Annotated in this window: 19 protein-coding genes; 1 reads left to right on the top strand and 18 read right to left on the bottom strand. The window is 36.3% G+C overall.

The window, feature by feature from the left end:
* Positions 1–82: 82 nt before the first annotated feature.
* From COE49_RS11270 to COE49_RS11210, 12 genes are all read right to left on the bottom strand, one after another.
* Entirely contained in the window at positions 83–541 is a 459-nt protein-coding gene (locus COE49_RS11270) for a GNAT family N-acetyltransferase (RefSeq protein ID WP_088230636.1), read from the bottom strand.
* A gap of 69 nt (positions 542–610) precedes the next feature.
* Positions 611–1,138 (bottom strand): GNAT family N-acetyltransferase, encoded by a 528-nt coding sequence (locus tag COE49_RS11265; RefSeq protein WP_098252966.1) that lies wholly within the window; start codon positions 1,136–1,138, stop codon positions 611–613.
* Between the two features lie 283 nt (positions 1,139–1,421).
* The gene (locus COE49_RS11260) at positions 1,422–1,820 is read right to left on the bottom strand and encodes an ankyrin repeat domain-containing protein (protein WP_098253002.1); all 399 of its coding nucleotides are present in this window, start codon (positions 1,818–1,820) and stop codon (positions 1,422–1,424) included.
* On the bottom strand, positions 1,787–2,605 hold the full coding sequence (locus COE49_RS11255) for an ABC transporter ATP-binding protein (protein WP_098882471.1): 819 nt from the start codon (positions 2,603–2,605) through the stop codon (positions 1,787–1,789). The genes COE49_RS11260 and COE49_RS11255 overlap by 34 nt, the downstream gene beginning before the upstream one ends.
* Entirely contained in the window at positions 2,592–3,620 is a 1,029-nt protein-coding gene (locus COE49_RS11250; RefSeq protein WP_141552079.1) for a FecCD family ABC transporter permease, read from the bottom strand. The genes COE49_RS11255 and COE49_RS11250 overlap by 14 nt, the downstream gene beginning before the upstream one ends.
* 5 nt (positions 3,621–3,625) lie before the next feature.
* Positions 3,626–4,573, bottom strand: a complete 948-nt coding sequence (locus COE49_RS11245) for an ABC transporter substrate-binding protein (protein ID WP_088230640.1) — start codon at positions 4,571–4,573, stop codon at positions 3,626–3,628.
* 156 nt (positions 4,574–4,729) lie between these two features.
* The gene (locus COE49_RS11235) at positions 4,730–4,957 is read right to left on the bottom strand and encodes a YrhC family protein (RefSeq protein WP_141552080.1); all 228 of its coding nucleotides are present in this window, start codon (positions 4,955–4,957) and stop codon (positions 4,730–4,732) included.
* A gap of 126 nt (positions 4,958–5,083) precedes the next feature.
* Positions 5,084–7,687, bottom strand: a complete 2,604-nt coding sequence (gene adhE / locus COE49_RS11230) for a bifunctional acetaldehyde-CoA/alcohol dehydrogenase (RefSeq protein ID WP_088230643.1) — start codon at positions 7,685–7,687, stop codon at positions 5,084–5,086.
* Positions 7,688–7,947: 260 nt separating this feature from the next.
* Complete coding sequence (locus tag COE49_RS11225) at positions 7,948–9,081, bottom strand: bifunctional cystathionine gamma-lyase/homocysteine desulfhydrase (RefSeq protein ID WP_098945907.1); 1,134 nt, start codon at positions 9,079–9,081, stop codon at positions 7,948–7,950.
* A gap of 3 nt (positions 9,082–9,084) precedes the next feature.
* Complete coding sequence (locus COE49_RS11220; RefSeq protein ID WP_088230645.1) at positions 9,085–10,008, bottom strand: O-acetylserine dependent cystathionine beta-synthase; 924 nt, start codon at positions 10,006–10,008, stop codon at positions 9,085–9,087.
* A gap of 82 nt (positions 10,009–10,090) precedes the next feature.
* Positions 10,091–10,786, bottom strand: coding sequence for a 5'-methylthioadenosine/S-adenosylhomocysteine nucleosidase (mtnN, locus tag COE49_RS11215; RefSeq protein WP_088230646.1), 696 nt, complete (start codon positions 10,784–10,786; stop codon positions 10,091–10,093).
* Between the two features lie 14 nt (positions 10,787–10,800).
* Entirely contained in the window at positions 10,801–11,439 is a 639-nt protein-coding gene (locus COE49_RS11210) for a class I SAM-dependent DNA methyltransferase (protein WP_088230647.1), read from the bottom strand.
* A 136-nt stretch (positions 11,440–11,575) separates the two neighbouring features.
* Here COE49_RS11210 and COE49_RS11205 point away from each other — a divergent pair, with 136 nt between their 5' ends.
* Positions 11,576–11,791 carry a YrzA family protein gene (locus COE49_RS11205; protein ID WP_000010984.1) on the top strand — a complete coding sequence of 72 codons (216 nt, stop codon included), beginning with the start codon at positions 11,576–11,578 and terminating at the stop codon, positions 11,789–11,791.
* Between the two features lie 34 nt (positions 11,792–11,825).
* Here COE49_RS11205 and COE49_RS11200 read toward each other — a convergent pair whose 3' ends face one another.
* The 6 genes from COE49_RS11200 to COE49_RS11175 form a co-directional block, all read right to left on the bottom strand.
* A complete protein-coding gene (locus tag COE49_RS11200) occupies positions 11,826–12,473 on the bottom strand; it encodes a YrrS family protein (RefSeq protein WP_088230648.1) in 648 nt (215 codons plus the stop codon).
* 116 nt (positions 12,474–12,589) lie between these two features.
* Positions 12,590–14,344, bottom strand: coding sequence for a peptidoglycan D,D-transpeptidase FtsI family protein (locus tag COE49_RS11195; RefSeq protein WP_088230649.1), 1,755 nt, complete (start codon positions 14,342–14,344; stop codon positions 12,590–12,592).
* 85 nt (positions 14,345–14,429) lie between these two features.
* Positions 14,430–15,125, bottom strand: coding sequence for a hypothetical protein (locus COE49_RS11190; protein ID WP_088230650.1), 696 nt, complete (start codon positions 15,123–15,125; stop codon positions 14,430–14,432).
* Positions 15,126–15,289: 164 nt separating this feature from the next.
* The gene (greA, locus tag COE49_RS11185) at positions 15,290–15,766 is read right to left on the bottom strand and encodes a transcription elongation factor GreA (RefSeq protein WP_000179964.1); all 477 of its coding nucleotides are present in this window, start codon (positions 15,764–15,766) and stop codon (positions 15,290–15,292) included.
* Positions 15,767–16,044: 278 nt separating this feature from the next.
* Positions 16,045–16,683, bottom strand: coding sequence for a uridine kinase (gene udk / locus COE49_RS11180; protein ID WP_000537082.1), 639 nt, complete (start codon positions 16,681–16,683; stop codon positions 16,045–16,047).
* Between the two features lie 17 nt (positions 16,684–16,700).
* A complete protein-coding gene (locus COE49_RS11175) occupies positions 16,701–17,981 on the bottom strand; it encodes a peptidase U32 family protein (protein ID WP_000217969.1) in 1,281 nt (426 codons plus the stop codon).
* Positions 17,982–17,994: the final 13 nt, after the last annotated feature.

Below are 17,994 nucleotides of genomic sequence, written 5' to 3'. Positions count from 1 at the left end.
CATAAAATAAGCCTTAATTCATTTTCTATTATGAAAAAAATTAGAATTACTTAACTATTATTTTTCTTTACATTCCACTCATTTATCGATGCCGATCTGTTTTTGCAACTTGATATCCATAGTACGCACATGTTCCATTTCTTGATAACTCTCTCACTTCAAAACCACAGCTTCTATAAAAATCAAAATTGTTCGCAGATGTATGTGCAAACCAATCACCGTGAGGAAGTTTTTGCAAGCAAAGGGCTACAAGTTTCTTACCTAATCCTTTTCCTCTATACTCACACTTCACAACTAAATCTACTATATTCGCGACCATAATTTGATCAGAAATGACTCTAACCATAGCAATCATCTCTTCTTCATCCCAAATTGTAAAAGCCCATGTTGAATTTTCAAATGCTATCGTGAATTTCTCAATTTGCCAAGAAGGGATATTATGATTGCTCCAACCAGCATCTTCAAACAAAGCTTTAATTGCATATGCTGGTACACCACTCGTTCCCTCACGAATAATCAGTCCATTATGATAAATGTACATGTAATCCCCCCTTTATTTTTATATACCATTCTTGAAAAGATGCAATTTACCTTTTAAAAAATATTTTTTTCATCCAACCCGCTTAATGGAATAGACGAGAACATCCATCCCATGAAATGAAGTTGTTTTTTCATAACTGAGCCCTGTTTTTCTAGCAACAAATATTGAAGCGGGATGGTTCGGGTTAATAAGAGAAATTAATCTATTTATTCGTAATGCTTGGAAACCGTAGTCTCGAAATGCTGCCGCTGCTTCTTTCGCATATCCTTTTCCCCAATACTGAGGAAGTAACCAATACCCAATTTCAATTTCCTCTTTTCCATCTATATTCTGCTTTACTAACCCTGCATGACCAATTCGTATTCCTGTTTCCTTTTCAATCAGTACGAATAAACCGAGACCACTTTTATAACTAGGAATCACCCACTCCTCCAAACTTTTTTTACATTGCATATACGTTTTTAACGTTCCATTTCCAATATAGCGCATTACCTTTTCATTCCCCCATAGTGAAGCATAGAACTGTAAATCATCCATTGTATATTTACGAAATTGCAAGCGATCTGTATGGAACATTTTTAAACTCCTTCCCACCATTTTGTTCTTTATTACACGATCATATTTTGTATGTATAATAAATGTTACTCTCTATTATAAATGAACCAGCATAAAAATACAGAATATTCACTCTTAACAGAAATAAAAAAGCAGTAGACAAATATTGTCTACTGCATCCATATCATAACTAGCATAAAGAAAACTACAATTGAGGGGGTGTAGGATTTTCAAATATACTAGATACTTATCCCGTTCTAACGGGCGGTAAACTTTCCAATTATATGAAAGTGAAAAGTTTACCGCACATAAGAACTTCCTTCGTTCATTGAGAAAGCGCCGCTAAGTAATCATATACACGCTTAGATTCTTCTCCACCCATTCTTGCATGCTGAAGGAGAGAAATGCCGTGAGGGCCAGATGCATGCAATGCTTCTGGTTGTGCTACTAAAATCGCTTGTACAACTTCTAACTCTCCAAGCATAGCTGCTGCAAAAATATCCATTCGAGCACCCTTTTCAAGTAGATAAAGAGCAATATCTTTACGACCTACATGTGCCGATGCCCCTAATGCACTTTCCCAATCTGATCCATCCCAATTGTAAGAGGCATGAAGTAAGTTTGGGGATTCATCCAACAGTTCTTGTACTTTTTCTAGATCTCCGTGAGCTGCCATAACAAATTCTCTTACTAATTCATTGGTAATACGCTCTTCTGTTCGCATCGCTCTGCTCCTTTTTTAGAAATTCGTTTCGGTGTAAAAAATGGCTTGTCGCTTCCCTGAAAAATATCAACTTCTATGCCAAATACGTGTTGAAACATTTGATGACATAAAACTTCTTCTGGTACACCATCATACTGAATCTGCCCTCGCTTTAATACGAGTAAACGATCGCTATATTGAGCTGCTTGGTTAATGTCATGTAAAACCATTATAATTGTCATACCAAACTCTTCGTTCAATCGTTTTACAAGTTCCATTACTTCTAACTGGTGAACGATATCCAAAAAGGTTGATGGTTCATCTAGCAATAAGACATTTGTACGTTGTGCTAGCGTCATTGCAATCCAAGCCCGTTGTCTTTCTCCTCCTGACAAAGACTGTAAAAGACGATATTCATCCCCTGCAAGATTTGTAACAGACAATGCCCAATCAACAATTTCTTCATCTTCTTTATTTAAACGACCGCTCCATGATTTGTGGGGACCTCTTCCAAATTCAATTAATTCTTTCACTGTTAAATCTAATTGGTGATCATGCATTTGTGGTAACATTGCTAATTGCTTCGCTACATCAGCACTCTTCATCGTATGAATATTTTTTCCATCTAAAATGATCTCTCCTTCGCTTTGTTTAAGGAGTCTTGCCATTAAACGAAGCAAAGTAGATTTCCCAGATCCATTCGGTCCAATTAAACTAACGACTTCTCCAGCTTTAATATGTACATTCATATTTTGCATTTGAAATCTTTCGGAATGTGCGTAAAACACTTTTTCAACGGAAATCACTTTGTCTTCCTCCTCTATGAATTAAATATAAGAAGAACGGACCACCTAAGAAGGATAATAAAATACCAACAGGCAATTCGATTGGATCGAACCAACTTCGAGCTATCGCATCCGCGAAAACGAGTAATATCCCGCCACCAAGGCATGATAATGGTAGCAAATATCTATAATCATTTCCGACTAATAAACGTAGCATATGCGGTACAACAAGACCAACAAATCCAATAAGGCCTGAAACACTAACCGCAATTCCAGCTAATAATGTACTTACTACTATTAAATAAAACCGGCTTCTTTCCACGTTATAACCTAATAATTTCGCCATCTCATCTCCAAGCATTAATACTCGAATATGCTTAATACCAAAGAAGGCTAATATAATAGCGAATATTGCATAATAAATAATCATGTTTAAATGTACCCAGCTTACACCACCAATGCCACCAGCTAACCACGGTAATACGGATTGTACTTTATCACTATGTAGTAACATTAATGCTGATGTTGCTGCACCAATTAATGCATTGATTGACACACCTACTAAGACGATTCTTGAAGGCGGTGCCCCTTTTTGCCATGATAGAGCATAAATGACCATCGCTGTGATGAAAGCTCCTAAAAATGCTCCTAGCGGTAAAAAGGCCATATGCTGAGGAAATAGAATCATAATTACAATTGCTACAAGACCTGCTCCAGATGAAACTCCGATAATACCAGGGTCTGCAAGAGGGTTTCTCATAACCCCTTGCAGTAATGCACCAGATGCGGCTAAACATGTTCCTACTATAAATCCAACGAGCACTCTCGGTATACGAAGGTCCCATACAATTCGATGAACCGCCGAACCCTCATCTTGTATGCCTACTAGAATATCTCGTAAAGAAAAGGACAAACTTCCTGCGAACAGACCGTAAAAAAGACCTAGAATCGTTAATAGCACTAAAGTAACTGCCATGATCCATCTTTTTTTCGCAAAAGGATGTTCTTTTTCTCTTACTACTTCACTACTCTCCATACTTATCATTTCCTTACATCTTGTATACTTTTATACATAAAGTCCATCGCTTCTGTAACTTTTGTTCCTGGATTTGATCCAAATAAGTCTGGTGGTAAAATCACTACACGATTTTGTTTTACTGCGTCTAAATTTTTCCACGCTTCATTTTTCATCATTTCGCCTTCGAATGCTTTTTTCACACTATTTGGATCTCCATGTGTAATTAAATAAATCACATCAGGATTCGCCTCAATAATGCGTTCTACACTTAGCTGCGCATATTGCGGATATTCCTTCATTTCTGGAAAATCAGCTGCAATATTTTTCCCGCCTGTTTTTTCTAAAATATCACCTGATAAAGATGTTGGTAATGCGGCTAAATAAGTACCTGGTGCACCATACACTAGCAATGCTTTCACATCGTTCTTTTTCTCATATTTCTTCATTTGATCATTAATTTTTTGGTTAAGTACTTTCGCCTTATCTTCTTTCTTCATTATCGTTCCGTATAGTTCAATATTTTTTTGAATATCTTGTACAGAATTCGCAGAAGAGATTATTACTTTCGTTCCTTGTCCTTCAACCGTTGGAACATTCTTTTGGAACCCATTATTAGCAATAAGTACATCCGGCTTTAAGCTAGCAATTTGCTCAAAATTAGGCTGATGCGCATTCCCAATTACTTGCGCTTTCTTTAACTCCTCTGGAAGAGTTAATTTCGTATCCGGACGACCTACTATTTTTCCACCTAAAGCATGAATAATATCCATGTCTCCCATACTTAATGTTGCAAAACTTTCTGGCACTTTATCGAATGTTACCTTTCTTCCTGACAGGTCGGTAACCTCGATTTTCTCTTTTCCTTTTTCTGTTTTTGTTGCAGATGCTTTTTCGTCTCCTTTTGCACTGCAACCTATTAATAAGAAAAAAATAGATAAAATCGCTGTGAATAGCGTAATAGATTTTTTCATTCTTCACCTCTAATTGATAATGATAATCATTAACTACTACTCTACTTTAATTGATAGGGATTATCATTGTCAATATGAAACGCATACATTTTTGGCAAAAAGCAAAAAAGCACTACGAAAAGATTCATTCTTTTCGTAGTGCCCCATTTAACGCTATTACTCACATTCATTTTCCTCTAACTGATTGCGTATCACTTTTACGCGCTGAAAGAAAAAGACTGATAAACTTAAAAATATAACGATGCTTCCCATCATAACGAAAGATTGTATTGTTTCTTTTGCTCCATTCGGAATCAATAGACCAACCATTAACAATGTACTTACAGCGAGAAGGATTTGTCCAAACCTTGTATAATCTTCTATTTTTCCTTGTAATTCTTTCATTGTGTTCTCACTCCTCCATTTCACTGTATCATATTCTATTAAACTTAAAGACAAGTAAATACAGCCAGTGAGGGAGATGTTTTCCAAAAGAGAAAGAGTCGCTTCATTGCGACTCTTTCTTATCTATTACACACCTTTATACGCTTCCATATAAATTCCTTTCAGTTCTGAAATAAGCGGTAATTTTGGATTTGCCGTTGTACATTGATCCTCAAAAGCTCTTTCGGCTAATACTCCAACAAGCTCTTCAAATTGCTCTTGATCGACTCCTTGCCCTGCAATGCTCATATTAATATTCAGGCTTTTTCCAAGTGTAATAATTGCTTGGACGAGTGATTCTACACCTTCTGCCGCAGAACTTGCTGGAAGCCCAAGCATTCTCGCAATATGTGCATATCGTTCATCTGCTACAAAATGCTCATATTTCGGGAACAATGCGTGCTTTCTTGGCTTTATAGCATTATAGCGGACTACGTGAGGCATAAGAATTGCGTTCGCACGCCCATGTGGAATATGGAATTCTGGTCCAATTTTATGCGCTAAACTGTGATTAATACCTAAGAAAGCATTTGCAAATGCCATCCCTGCGATTGCGGAAGCATTATGCATTTTTTCTCGTGCTTCTTCATCATTTCCATCTTTATATGCTCTCGGTAAATATTTAAATACGAGATCAATTGCCTTTAATGCTAACCCATCTGTATAGTCATTTGCCAAAACAGAGACATACGCCTCGATTGCATGCGTTAATACGTCCATCCCAGTATCTGCTGTTACATGAGGTGGTACTGTCATTACAAATTGCGGGTCAACAATTGCTACATCTGGTGTTAATTCATAATCTGCGAGTGGATATTTTATATTATTTTTCTTATCTGTAATAACCGCAAATGGTGTCACTTCTGATCCTGTTCCCGATGTTGTTGGAATGGCAACAAATTGCGCTTTATTTCCTAAGTTCGGATATTTACATGTACGTTTTCTTATATCTAAAAACTTCTGTTTAATGCCATAGAATGTTGTTTCCGGATGCTCATAGAATAGCCACATGCCTTTTGCTGCATCCATTGCTGAACCACCACCAAGCGCGATAATTACATCAGGTTTGAAGCTTTTCATCATTTCCGCACCTTTAAACACAGTTTCATCTGATGGATCTGGTTCGACCTCAAAGAACACTTCAACTTTCACATCATTTGCATGTTTACGTAAATAGTGCGTCACTGTATCTACATATCCGTGTTCAACCATTCCTGAATCCGTTACAATAAATGCGCGGGAAATGTTCGGCATATTAGCTAAATATGCTGTAGCATGTTTTTCAAAATAAATTTTTGGTGGTAATTTGAACCACTGCATATTCTTTTTTCTATTCGCCAACCTTTTTATATTTAATAAATGCGTTGCTGTTACGTTTTTAGAAACTGAATTTTTCCCGTAGGAACCACAGCCAAGCGTAAGGGATGGAATAAATCCATTATATATATCTCCAATTCCACCTTGTGATGAAGGTGCATTTACAATGAGACGGCAAGCTTTCATACGTAACCCAAACTGTTTTGTCGCTTCTTTGTTTGTAGAATGAATGACTGCTGAATGGCCTAGACCACCAAGGTTCAACATGTCTTCGCAATATGTAAATCCTTCTTCTAATGAATTTGCTTTTACACAAGCTAATACTGGACTCAATTTTTCACGAGATAGTGGATATGCTGCTCCAATGCCTTGTATTTCAGCTACAAGCATTTTTGTATCTTCAGGTACAGTAATCCCTACTAATTCAGCAATATACTGTGCTGATTTCCCAACAATATCACTATTTACTGCACATGTATTTTCATTAATAACAAGTTTTTCTAATTTTTTTCTCTCTTCTTCTGTTACAAAGTAACAATTGTTTGCCATCATTTCTTTCTTAACATCATCATAAATTTCCTTATCGATAATGATTGCTTGTTCCGATGCACAAATCATACCGTTATCAAATGTCTTCGATAGAATCAAATCATTAACAGCTCGTTTTACATGTGCCGATTTCTCTATATAACATGGTACGTTCCCAGGACCAACGCCTAGTGCTGGTTTTCCGGTAGAATAAGCTGACTTCACCATACCAGCCCCTCCAGTTGCTAAAACAAGTGCAACACCTTCATGGTTCATTAATTGTTTTGTCGCTTCAACAGACGGTCTTTCAATCCATTGAATACAATGCTTTGGTGCACCAGCTTTCACCGCTGCATCGTATACTGTTTTTGCCGCTGCAATAGAACACTTTTGTGCGGAGGGATGAAATGCGAAAATAATTGGATTTCTCGTTTTTATCGCGATTAACGCTTTAAACATCGTTGTCGACGTTGGATTGGTAACTGGTGTTACTCCTGCAACGACACCGACAGGTTCCGCAATTTCTATTATTTCTTCATGAGGGTCTTCGTGAATAATTCCTACTGTTTTATCTTCTTTTATACTATGCCAAATATATTCGGTGGCAAAAATATTTTTAATACATTTGTCTTCATATACACCACGGCCCGTTTCTTCAACAGCCAACTTTGCTAGTGGCATATGTTGGTCAACACCTGCTAGTGCCATTTCATGAACAATGTTGTCAATTTGCTCTTGTGTAAAACTTTCTAATGCTTGTAAAGCTTTCCGACCGTTATTCACTAACGTATCAATCATCTCTTTTACTTCCTGCATTTCATTTACAACTTTCTCTTTGACTACCATGTAAATTTCCTCCTATTCTGCTATCTTGGACTAAATAAGACCCTATAGGTCATAATCAGTCCCGATTAGCGCAAAAAAAATAGAGTTGCTTTCCTACATGAACTTCATTGTTTGTGAAACTTTTCACAAGTTTGTTCGTGAGTAACACTTCATGAATTCAATATACATGAAATCATTTCATATGTGTATGTCTATTTTGTGAAAAATTTCACAAAATAGTATAAAAAAAATGCACTGCTCTATATTAGCAGTGCATTTTTTTATGCTAGCGCTTGTGCTAGATCTTCAATTAAATCTTCACCGTCTTCAATACCGACAGAAATACGAATTAATGTATCTGTAATTCCTAATTCTTTGCGGCGATCTGCTGGGATTGATGCATGCGTCATTTGAGATGGGATAGAAATTAAACTTTCTACTGCTCCTAAACTTTCAGCAAGTGTAAAGTATTGTAATTTCTCGAGTACTTTATTTAACGTTTCTTCACTATCTACATCAAATGAGATAATGGCACCAAATCCGTTTGCTTGTTCCGTTGCTAATTCATGGTTTTGATGTGACTCAAGACCTGGGTAATATACTTTATTTACTTTTGGATGGTTATTTAAAAACTCAGCAATTGCGCGTGAATTCGTTTCATGCTCTTCCATACGAATTCCTAATGTTTTTAAACCACGAAGTAGTAAGAAGCTATCTTGTGGGCCAAGAATGCCTCCTGTTGAGTTTTGTACAAAGTGAAGGTCTTCTGCTAATTGCGGGCTATTTACAACTACTAAACCTGCAACTACGTCGCTATGACCTCCTAAATATTTCGTTGCACTATGAAGTACAATTTCTGCTCCTAAAGAAATCGGCGACTGCCAATATGGCGTCATGAATGTATTGTCAATAATTGTTAATAAATCATTCTCTTTCGCAAGAGTGGATATTTTCTTAATATCAGTAATTTTCAGTAATGGGTTCGTTGGTGTTTCCACATAAATTGCTTTCGTATTTGGACGAATCGCTTCTACAACTTCCTCTAAGTTTGTTGTATCTACAAATGTATGTTCAATACCGAAGCGGTTTAGGACTTTCGTAATAACGCGGTATGTTCCGCCATACACATCATCTGTTAAAATGACATGATCTCCTTTTGAGAACAACATAATTGTCGCTGTAATAGCAGCCATTCCTGAACCAAATGCAAATCCAGCATGACCGTTTTCTAATACAGCAATCATCTCTTCTAAAGCTGCACGTGTTGGATTGCCTGTACGTGAATATTCATATCCTTGATGCTTACCAACTGCTTCTTGTTTATACGTACTTGTTTGATAAATCGGTACATTTACAGATCCAGTTGAAGGTTCTCCTATGCGAATACCATGAATTAACTTTGTCTTTGCTCTCATTTTTTATTCCCATCCTTTGTATATGTCTTTACTTAAATAGCGCTCACTACTATCCGGAAAAATCGTTACAATATTTGTACCTGGTTTTGCCTTTTCCGCCTCAAGTAAGCTTGCATGAAATGCTGCTCCTGAAGAGCTTCCAACGAGAAGACCTTCTTTTTGCGCTAATTCTTTCACACGTAAAAATGCATTTCGATCAGAAATTGTATGAATTTCATCAAAATACGATGTTTTTAAAAATGGCGGAATGAATTCAAGACCAATTCCTTCTGTTTCATGTGAACCCGCTTTACCACCATTTAAAATAGATCCTTCTGGTTCTACAATAACCGTTTTAATATCAATACTTTTCTCTTTTAAATAAGACGCAGTTCCCATAAACGTACCGCCAGTCCCTGCACCTGCAACAAATATGTTAATCTCTCCGTTAAGTGCATCCCAAAGTTCAGGACCTAGTGTTTTAAAATACGTACGAGGATTTGCTTCATTCGCAAATTGACTTGGAGAGTATGAATTCGGTATTTCGCTAACTAATTCTTTTGCCTTTGCAATTGCACCGGTCATTCCTTGCTCAGTCGGTGTATGCACGACCGTTGCACCTAATGCTTTCATTAATTCTTGTTTTTCAATACTAAATTTCTCTGGTACACAAACAATGACGCGTAAATCATGTTCTAACGCTGCAAGTGCCAGTCCAATACCAGTATTTCCAGCAGTCGGTTCAATAATTGTTCCACCCTGCGTAACAAGCCCTTTTTCTAGTGCATCTTCGATTAATTCTCTTCCTAAACGGTCCTTAACGCTTCCACCTGGGTTATAAAATTCAAGCTTTGCAAATAAACGGACTCCTTTCGGAAGTAAAAAACGAGTAATTTCTACAATTGGTGTATGACCAATTAACTCATGAACTCCACGATATACATTCATCGTGTTCTCCCCCTTATTTGCCAATAAAGAAAAGGCAACTGTATGTATTTTCTTTATATGAGACAGTTGCCTTTTTGTTACATTACTTTAACTCTTCTAGTACTTTTATAATAAAGTTTGTAGAATGAAGAGCTGCTTGATCTAAAAATTGATCAAATGAAACATTTGATTCTTTACCCGCAATATCAGAAAGTGCGCGAATGATAACAAACGGAACTTCATATTGGTGGCATACTTGTGCAACAGCTGCTGCTTCCATTTCTACTGCATAAAGATCTTCAAATTTATCACGAATGGCTGCAACGCGGTTCGGATCACTCATAAATGAATCGCCTGTTGCAATCATACCTTTTACAACTTGAATACTTTCTTCTGTTTGCATGCATTTTTCAGCTAATGCAACTAACGCTTCATCAGCTTTAAATCCAGGCGGCATTCCTGGTACTTGACCATACTCATAGTTAAATGCTGTTACATCTACGTCATGATGACGAACCTCAGTTGAAATAACGACATCTCCAACATTTAGAGAATGATGGAATCCACCAGCTGAACCAGTATTAATTACTTTTTCAGGCTTATATCTTTCTAATAAAATTGTCGTTGACATCGCTGCATTTACTTTACCAATACCAGACTTTAACAAGATTACTTCATGTCCTGCTAATTGTCCTTTCGTAAATTCACAACCCGCAACCGTTTCTGTTTCTGCTTGTTCTAATTTGTCACGTAAAATACGTACTTCTTCTTCCATTGCTCCAATTACAGCAATTCTCAATCTAATCCCTCTTTCTATTGCTTAGTTGCCTCCATTACCCAAACGAAATGATTTAATCTCGTAAACGTTACATGGAAGCCGTTGCTTTCAAAAATAGATTGCATGATAGGAATACGTGTGTAGTATTCTGTTTGCAAATCGTTTGCTAACTGGTGAAAACCTCTTTGTTTTGCTGTTTCAACAGTTTTATCATATGCATCTTGATCTGTAAATATCGTATCAGCAAACACTATTTTACCACCTTTGTTTAGTAATTGACTATACTTCGCAATCGCTACATTTTTTTCTTCATCTGTTAAATGATGAAATGCATAGGTGCTCACAATTGTATCAATTGAATTTGGGACTTCAAACGAAAGAAAATCACCTTCTGTAATGGAAAGCTCTTTTGGCAATTTCTCTTTAGCAATACTGCGCATTTCACGTGACGGTTCTATACCGTAAACTGTGCGGCCGGCAAGTAATAATTTATTTGTTAAATTGCCAGTACCAACGCCAAATTCTAATACATTACCAAATGACTTGTTAACTACATCCTCTAAAATGTCCTCATAACGGGCGAAAACTTCTTTATATTGTATATCTTCACCTTGTACGAATGAGTCGTACGTATGAGCCCACTCATCAAATAAACCATTAAATTCTGTACCCATAAAAATTCCCCTTTTTCTTATCGGTTTTATCAGTATGATATGCCCTCTTTCTAAAAATGTCAATTGAAATGCACATGGTATTTCCTTCTTTTCTTTGTTACACTATAGGGGATTACATAGGAGAGGGGTCGTCTTCGTGTCATTTACCTTTGAAATGTTAGAAGATAAAGTAGAATTTTTTGAAGCGGGAGACTTAGCTTCTTTAGAACGAAAAATTAGTGAACAAATCGATAATAATAAAGCACTTATGCTTGAAGTCCATCACATCTCACATCAAATGGTTATGGATCCCGAAAGCAAAAGACCGTATTATAGCGCAGTTGTTCATTTTAAATTAAAAAAATTACGCTAACTAAAAAAGAGAAGCTCCNNGGAGCTTCTCTTTTTTAGTTTAGCGTTTGAACAAGTACTGGTTTCCAGCCCTCATTTTCTACCCAATCAATATTTACATAATATTTTTTACCTGATTGCTTATCTTGTACGTTGCCGTAAGCTTTATTCTTACCGTTATTTCCGATTCTATGAATAACTAATTGCTCTACCGGAACGTCAATTGCAGCTGAAATGGCTTGATTCATCTCATTCCAATCTGCTGTACCTTTTTTAAACGTCATCGCAGGTGTTGCACCTTGTTCTGTTCCTACTGGCTTCCAAGAAGATTTCGTATAAGCATCTGTTGCCTGTGGCTGTGTTTTTTCAGCTGGTACTTTTTCATTAGATTTAGCTTCTTCTTCTTCAGCTTTTTTCTTTTCTTCCTCAGCTTTTAGCTTCTCTTCTTCTTCTTTTTGTTTAGCTTCTGCTTGCTCTTTTTTCTTAGTAGATTCTTTATCTTCTGATTTTCCAGCCTTCTCATTCTTTGTTGTTTGTTGAGATACTTTCTTTTCAGTAGAAGATGCTTGCTCTTTCGTATTAGGAACAAACAATTGGTATGCTACAATAGCTACTAATAGTAACACAATAGCAATTGCAATATTTAAAACACCGTTTTGACGACGTTTTTGTTGTTTCTGTTGGAATCTAGATCCTCCTGCCATTCTTCAAACCTCCATGCAGTTTTTCATACTTGCTATTGTAACATTAAATCTAGAAAGGTTGAACATTTACAATAATATTTTCATGAAATGAAAACATTTTACTATAAATTGCAAGATTACTTTTCATTCTCTAATCGATAAATTGCTTCTACAACATCTTTAAAAACAGGTGTAACTTTATTTATATTGCTATCAGTTTCTATATCGACGACAACTAAAGCATATCTTGGATTTTCATATGGAAAATAACCCGCGAACCAGCGATTCACTTTCGTTCCTTTTCCTGTTTGCGCTGTCCCAGATTTTCCGGCGACACTTAATGGTAACGACCTGAATGCTGCTCCTGTTCCTTTTTCCGTTGTTACAACGCTTCTTAATAACTCTTGTAATGTTTTTACTGTTTCATACGAAAGCTGTTTTCCATTTAATGTATGGTTTTCAAATGTAAAAAAATCCGTTCCATTTTTGTACACTATTTTTTCAACAGCTTTCACTTCCATCGGTTCTCCATTTCTAGCAATCGTCGCCATCATATTTGCAATCGCTAAAGGTGATATACGTACATCTTTCTGTCCAATTGCTGTTTGTGCTACTGCTTTTTTACTATTCTTATTTACTTCACTCCCCCAAATAGTAGCACCCTTCTCCTCAGGTATTTGCTCAAAACGATCTGTATGAAATACCGAACCTTTCCACCCAATCTTTCCAGCGCCCCCTAAAGCCGCTACATAAGTTTCTAGCACCGTCCTATCCTTTTGTATTAGCTCATTACCTAACTCTGAAAACGTCCTATTACAGCTTCTAGCAAAGCTCTCTTTAAAACTAATTGTACCCATCATAACTTGCGGACGATTTTCACCATATAAATCTTTATCACAATTAAATGTACGGTTAAATACATTCACATTTTGATCAATCGCTGCCGCGGCAACTACTGTTTTAAAAACAGAGCCTGGAAAATGTGGTGTTAACATTTGATTTTCAAGTGTAGTCTTATATAAATTCTTATCTTTCATTTGTACAGATGGTTTGCTGACCATCGCCAAAATTTCATTCTTCTTTACATCAAGTAATACTAATCCCCCCTTCTTTATTTCACTTTCTTCAATTGCCTGTTCTGCTTTTTGCTGCAATTCTTTATGTAAAGTAGTCTGAATCGTAACTGGATAAAATGGATTTCCTGGTGAAGTATATTTCGCTTGTTTTCCAAAAATCGGTTCCCCTTGTCGATCCACTTGATACAATACCTTTACCTCTCCATCAGTCAATAGAAATTCATCAAATGATTGCTGTAATCCAGAAATACCGATTGGCGTTTGCTTTGAAATTTTTTTCACTTCTCCGTATCGCTTTTGAAATTCTTGTTCATTCTCTCCCACATCGCCAATTAAATGATTCATCGCTCCAGTTTTCTTTAATCGAACTTCGGCTGCTACAACACCTAATACATTTAATTGATTCACCTTTTCCATGTGCTCTTGTGTCAATCGAAATGGACCAGTTCCTCTTTGCAATACAAAGGCATTTTTCTTATCTTTCATTTGATTCTCGATCTCTTGTCTCGACAAACCAATGATATGCGCAATTTTCTCTAACATGCCATTTTTTATTTGTAAAAATGGAAAAATAATTAATACCGGATACTTTTCCTCATCTATTTCCTTACCGTTCTGATATATAAAACGCCCTCTTCCATCATCTATCGTAATAGATTGCGTCCGTTGCGTAACACTTTTTTCAATTAAATTAATCTTACGATCCGTAAATGATTCTGTATCTATAATTTGTATTTGAATTAAACGACAAAGTAATAACAACATGAAACATATAAAACAAATTAAAACAATTGTAATTCTCCGTTTTATTTCCATAAAAAACACCTCGTCTATTGTAGTTTAGACGAGGTACCATTTTATTTATACAAGCTACAAAACAAAAAACATATTACATAAGCTGTTATTGCTTCTTTGGCTGCTCTAGAAATTTCATAAGAAGCGATTTAAATTCTGTTTCATTCACTCCAGAGTTTTTGGCAGCTTCAATTACAGTAGTTGTCACGTTAGCCGCTACTTTTAAATATTCCTCACTTAAATTATTCATTTCACTTCTTTTTTCTTTAGCATTCTCGACTGTTACAGAATCAATACAAGCAATCATTTTATCTACAATTTGTAAGTAATTATTTTCTGCATCTATTATTTTTTGAATATCATCTTTATTACTTACTTTCGATTGTTTTAAATATGTGTATGCTTGATTCACTTCATCCTTTAAAATTTTATCATTATTCTTCGCCTGTTCTTGCAACATATTCTTCATATCATCTATTGTTTTTTGATCCATTGAATCTCGCAATAAATAATCTGGATTCCCAATCGCATAATCATACTTAATTGTTACATTTTGAAACATTTTCATCACAATAGCTAATTGATACGCTACGTCAAAATCATCAAATTCCTTTTTATCTTGTGGATTTTCTACGCTTTTTGAACTCTCAGTTGCTCTAGTATCCTTTTTTTCTTCTTGCTTTTTTTCTTCTTGCTTTATTTTTTCGCCCTTTGATGATGTAGTTTCCTCATTCGTTCCACATGCAACGAGCCCTAATATGGATATACTACAAACCAGTCCTGTAAAGATTTTATGTTTCATAATTAGCCCCTTTTCCCTATTAAAACCTATAGTTCTTAATTATGATATCAAAGCTGACAATATTTTTTTGACATTTCTTGTCGAATCATTCGAATGTTCATACAAGTTTTTCATTCTACAGATACAATAAAAATAAAAAAAGATTCTCCNNGGAGAATCTTTTTTTATTTTACAGAGATAATCTCTACTTGCATTTCTCCACCTGGAGTTTGAATTGCTACCTTCTCACCAATTTGCTTACCTAATAAGCTTTTAGCGATTGGAGAATCGTTAGAAATTCTTCCTTCAAATGGATCAGCTTCTGCGCTACCTACGATTGTGTAAGATTCTTCATCTCCACCTGGTAACTCTTTAAATGTTACTGTTTTACCTAATGTAACAACAGTAGATTCTTCACCGTTATCTGTGATGATAACTGCGTTACGAATCATGTTTTCTAATTGTGTAATACGTCCTTCTACGAACGCTTGCTCATCTTTCGCTGCATCGTACTCAGAGTTCTCAGAAAGATCTCCGAAGCTACGTGCAATCTTAATGCGCTCTACAACTTCTTTACGTTTTACCGTTTTTAAATCCTCAAGTTCGTTCTCTAGCTTTTGCTTACCCTCTTGCGTCATAGGGTATGTTTTTTCTGTTGCCATATTTTCCACTCCTTTTATATACCAATCCCCCGAAAAAAAGAGGAGTTCCATATGAAAACTCCCCCGCTTATATGTAGAGCGGAGGTTTCTAGCACGCGTGCACTAGTGGAGTTGTCACATACAACCCCGTATTTCCAATTCTTCTTTATATAAAGAAGATATGTATGGAAAGTTGATATAAATATGCCCTCACCTATATATAGATGAGGTTGCATGTTTCATTGTATTCGATAGGAAGGGAAAAAATCCCTTCCTATCGTATATCTTTTACTATGCTATTACAAATTTACTTTTTGTTCAAGAATTGTTGCAATTTTTGTCACCATAATATCAATTGCAACGTGGTTTTGTCCACCTTCAGGGATAATAATATCCGCAAATTTCTTAGAAGGCTCAATAAATTGATTGTGCATTGGACGTACAACACTTACGTATTGATCAATAACTGAATCCATTGTACGACCACGCTCTTTAATATCGCGCTGCATGCGACGCAGGATACGAAGGTCCGCATCTGTATCAACAAATAGCTTAATGTCCATTAACTCACAAAGACGTGGGTCTTCTAAAATAAGAATTCCTTCTAAAATGATTACATCTTTCGGTTCAACTGGAATAACTTCTTCTGAACGCGTATGCAATGTATAGTCATATACAGGCTTATCAATTTGCTCATATGCAAGCAACTGCTGCAAATGTTCAATTAACAAATCATTATCAAACGCAAGCGGATGATCATAATTTGTTTTTAAACGCTCTTCCATTGGTAAATGGCTTTGATCTTTGTAATAATAATCTTGCTCTAAGATTAAAATAGAATGACCTTTAAAATGGTCAAAAATCGCTTTCGTTACACTCGTTTTACCTGATCCTGAACCACCAGCAATTCCAATTACAACAGGCTTATTCGTCCCCATTCGACTATCACTCTTTCTTATTGAAGTATGCTTTTGCGCATCATATTATTCACATACACTGGTTGATCCACTTTGAATTTCACGATTTGCAACGGATGTCTCGCTGCATCTAATTCGTTTCCATCCTCATCCCAAATTTTCTCCACCGTCTGCGTAAAGTTTTCTATTTCCGGTCCAAAGAACTCCACTTCATGTCCTGGTTTGAAATGATTACGTTGCTCAATCGTTACGATGCCCGTTTCTTCATTATAATCTAACACTAAACCAGCAAAATCATACGTTGTTTTCTTGCTATGATTTCCAAACATTTGCTCTTGATGCCCTGGAACCCCTTCAAAGAATGCAGGAGCTGTATCACGATTTGCACATTTATCAAGCTCATCTAACCATTCTTGTTTAAACTCAAAGTTATCTGGATCCGCACAATACGCATCAATTACTTTGCGATATACAGTTGCTACAGTCGCTACGTAATGGATTGATTTCATACGTCCTTCAACCTTTAAGCTATCAATTCCAATTTCAATCATTTTCGGAATCGATAAGATTAAATTTAAATCTTTTGGACTCATCGCAAAGTGAGCATCTTCTTCTTGGAATAGAGGAAGCTCTTTTGCATCTTTATGTTGTGATACTGTTTGAACTAAATCGTAGTCCCAGCGACAAGACTGACAACAACCACCACGGTTAGAGTCACGTGCTGTCATATGGTTACTTAATGTACATCTTCCAGAATATGCGATACACATTGCACCATGGACGAATGCTTCAATTTCAATATCCACTTTTTCTTTAATTTCTTTCATCTCTTCATAGCTCGCTTCACGAGCTAATACAAGACGATGTAAACCTTCTTCTTTCCAATACTGTGCTGCTTTCCAGTTGGATAGTGATTGTTGTGTACTTAAATGCACCTCAACAGAAGGTGCTACACGTTTGCACGTCTCAATAATAAGCGGATCAGCAACGATAATTCCCGTTACGCCAGCTTTTTCAATCCCTTTTAAATATTCCTCTAGCCCGTCCATATTTTCATTATGCGCAAAGATATTTGTCGTTACGTATATTTTTGCTCCATATTTCTTTGCAAATTCAACGCCTTCTGCCATTTCTTCCAGCGTAAAGTTACCTGCATTCGAACGAAGACCAAATTCTTGTCCACCTAAATATACAGCATCTGCCCCGTAATGGATAGCTACTTTTAATTTTTCTAAGTTACCCGCAGGGATTAACAGTTCAGGTTTCTTCACAATAACGCGTTTGCCATCGATCACTCGTGAAATTTCTTGTACAGTCATGTCCTACACCCTC

This window comes from Bacillus sp. AFS029637 (genome assembly GCF_002584985.1).
Classification (GTDB): Bacteria; Bacillota; Bacilli; order Bacillales; family Bacillaceae_G; genus Bacillus_A.
Note: the sequence above shows the minus strand (reverse complement) of the source record. Positions and strands in the feature narration are given on the sequence as shown.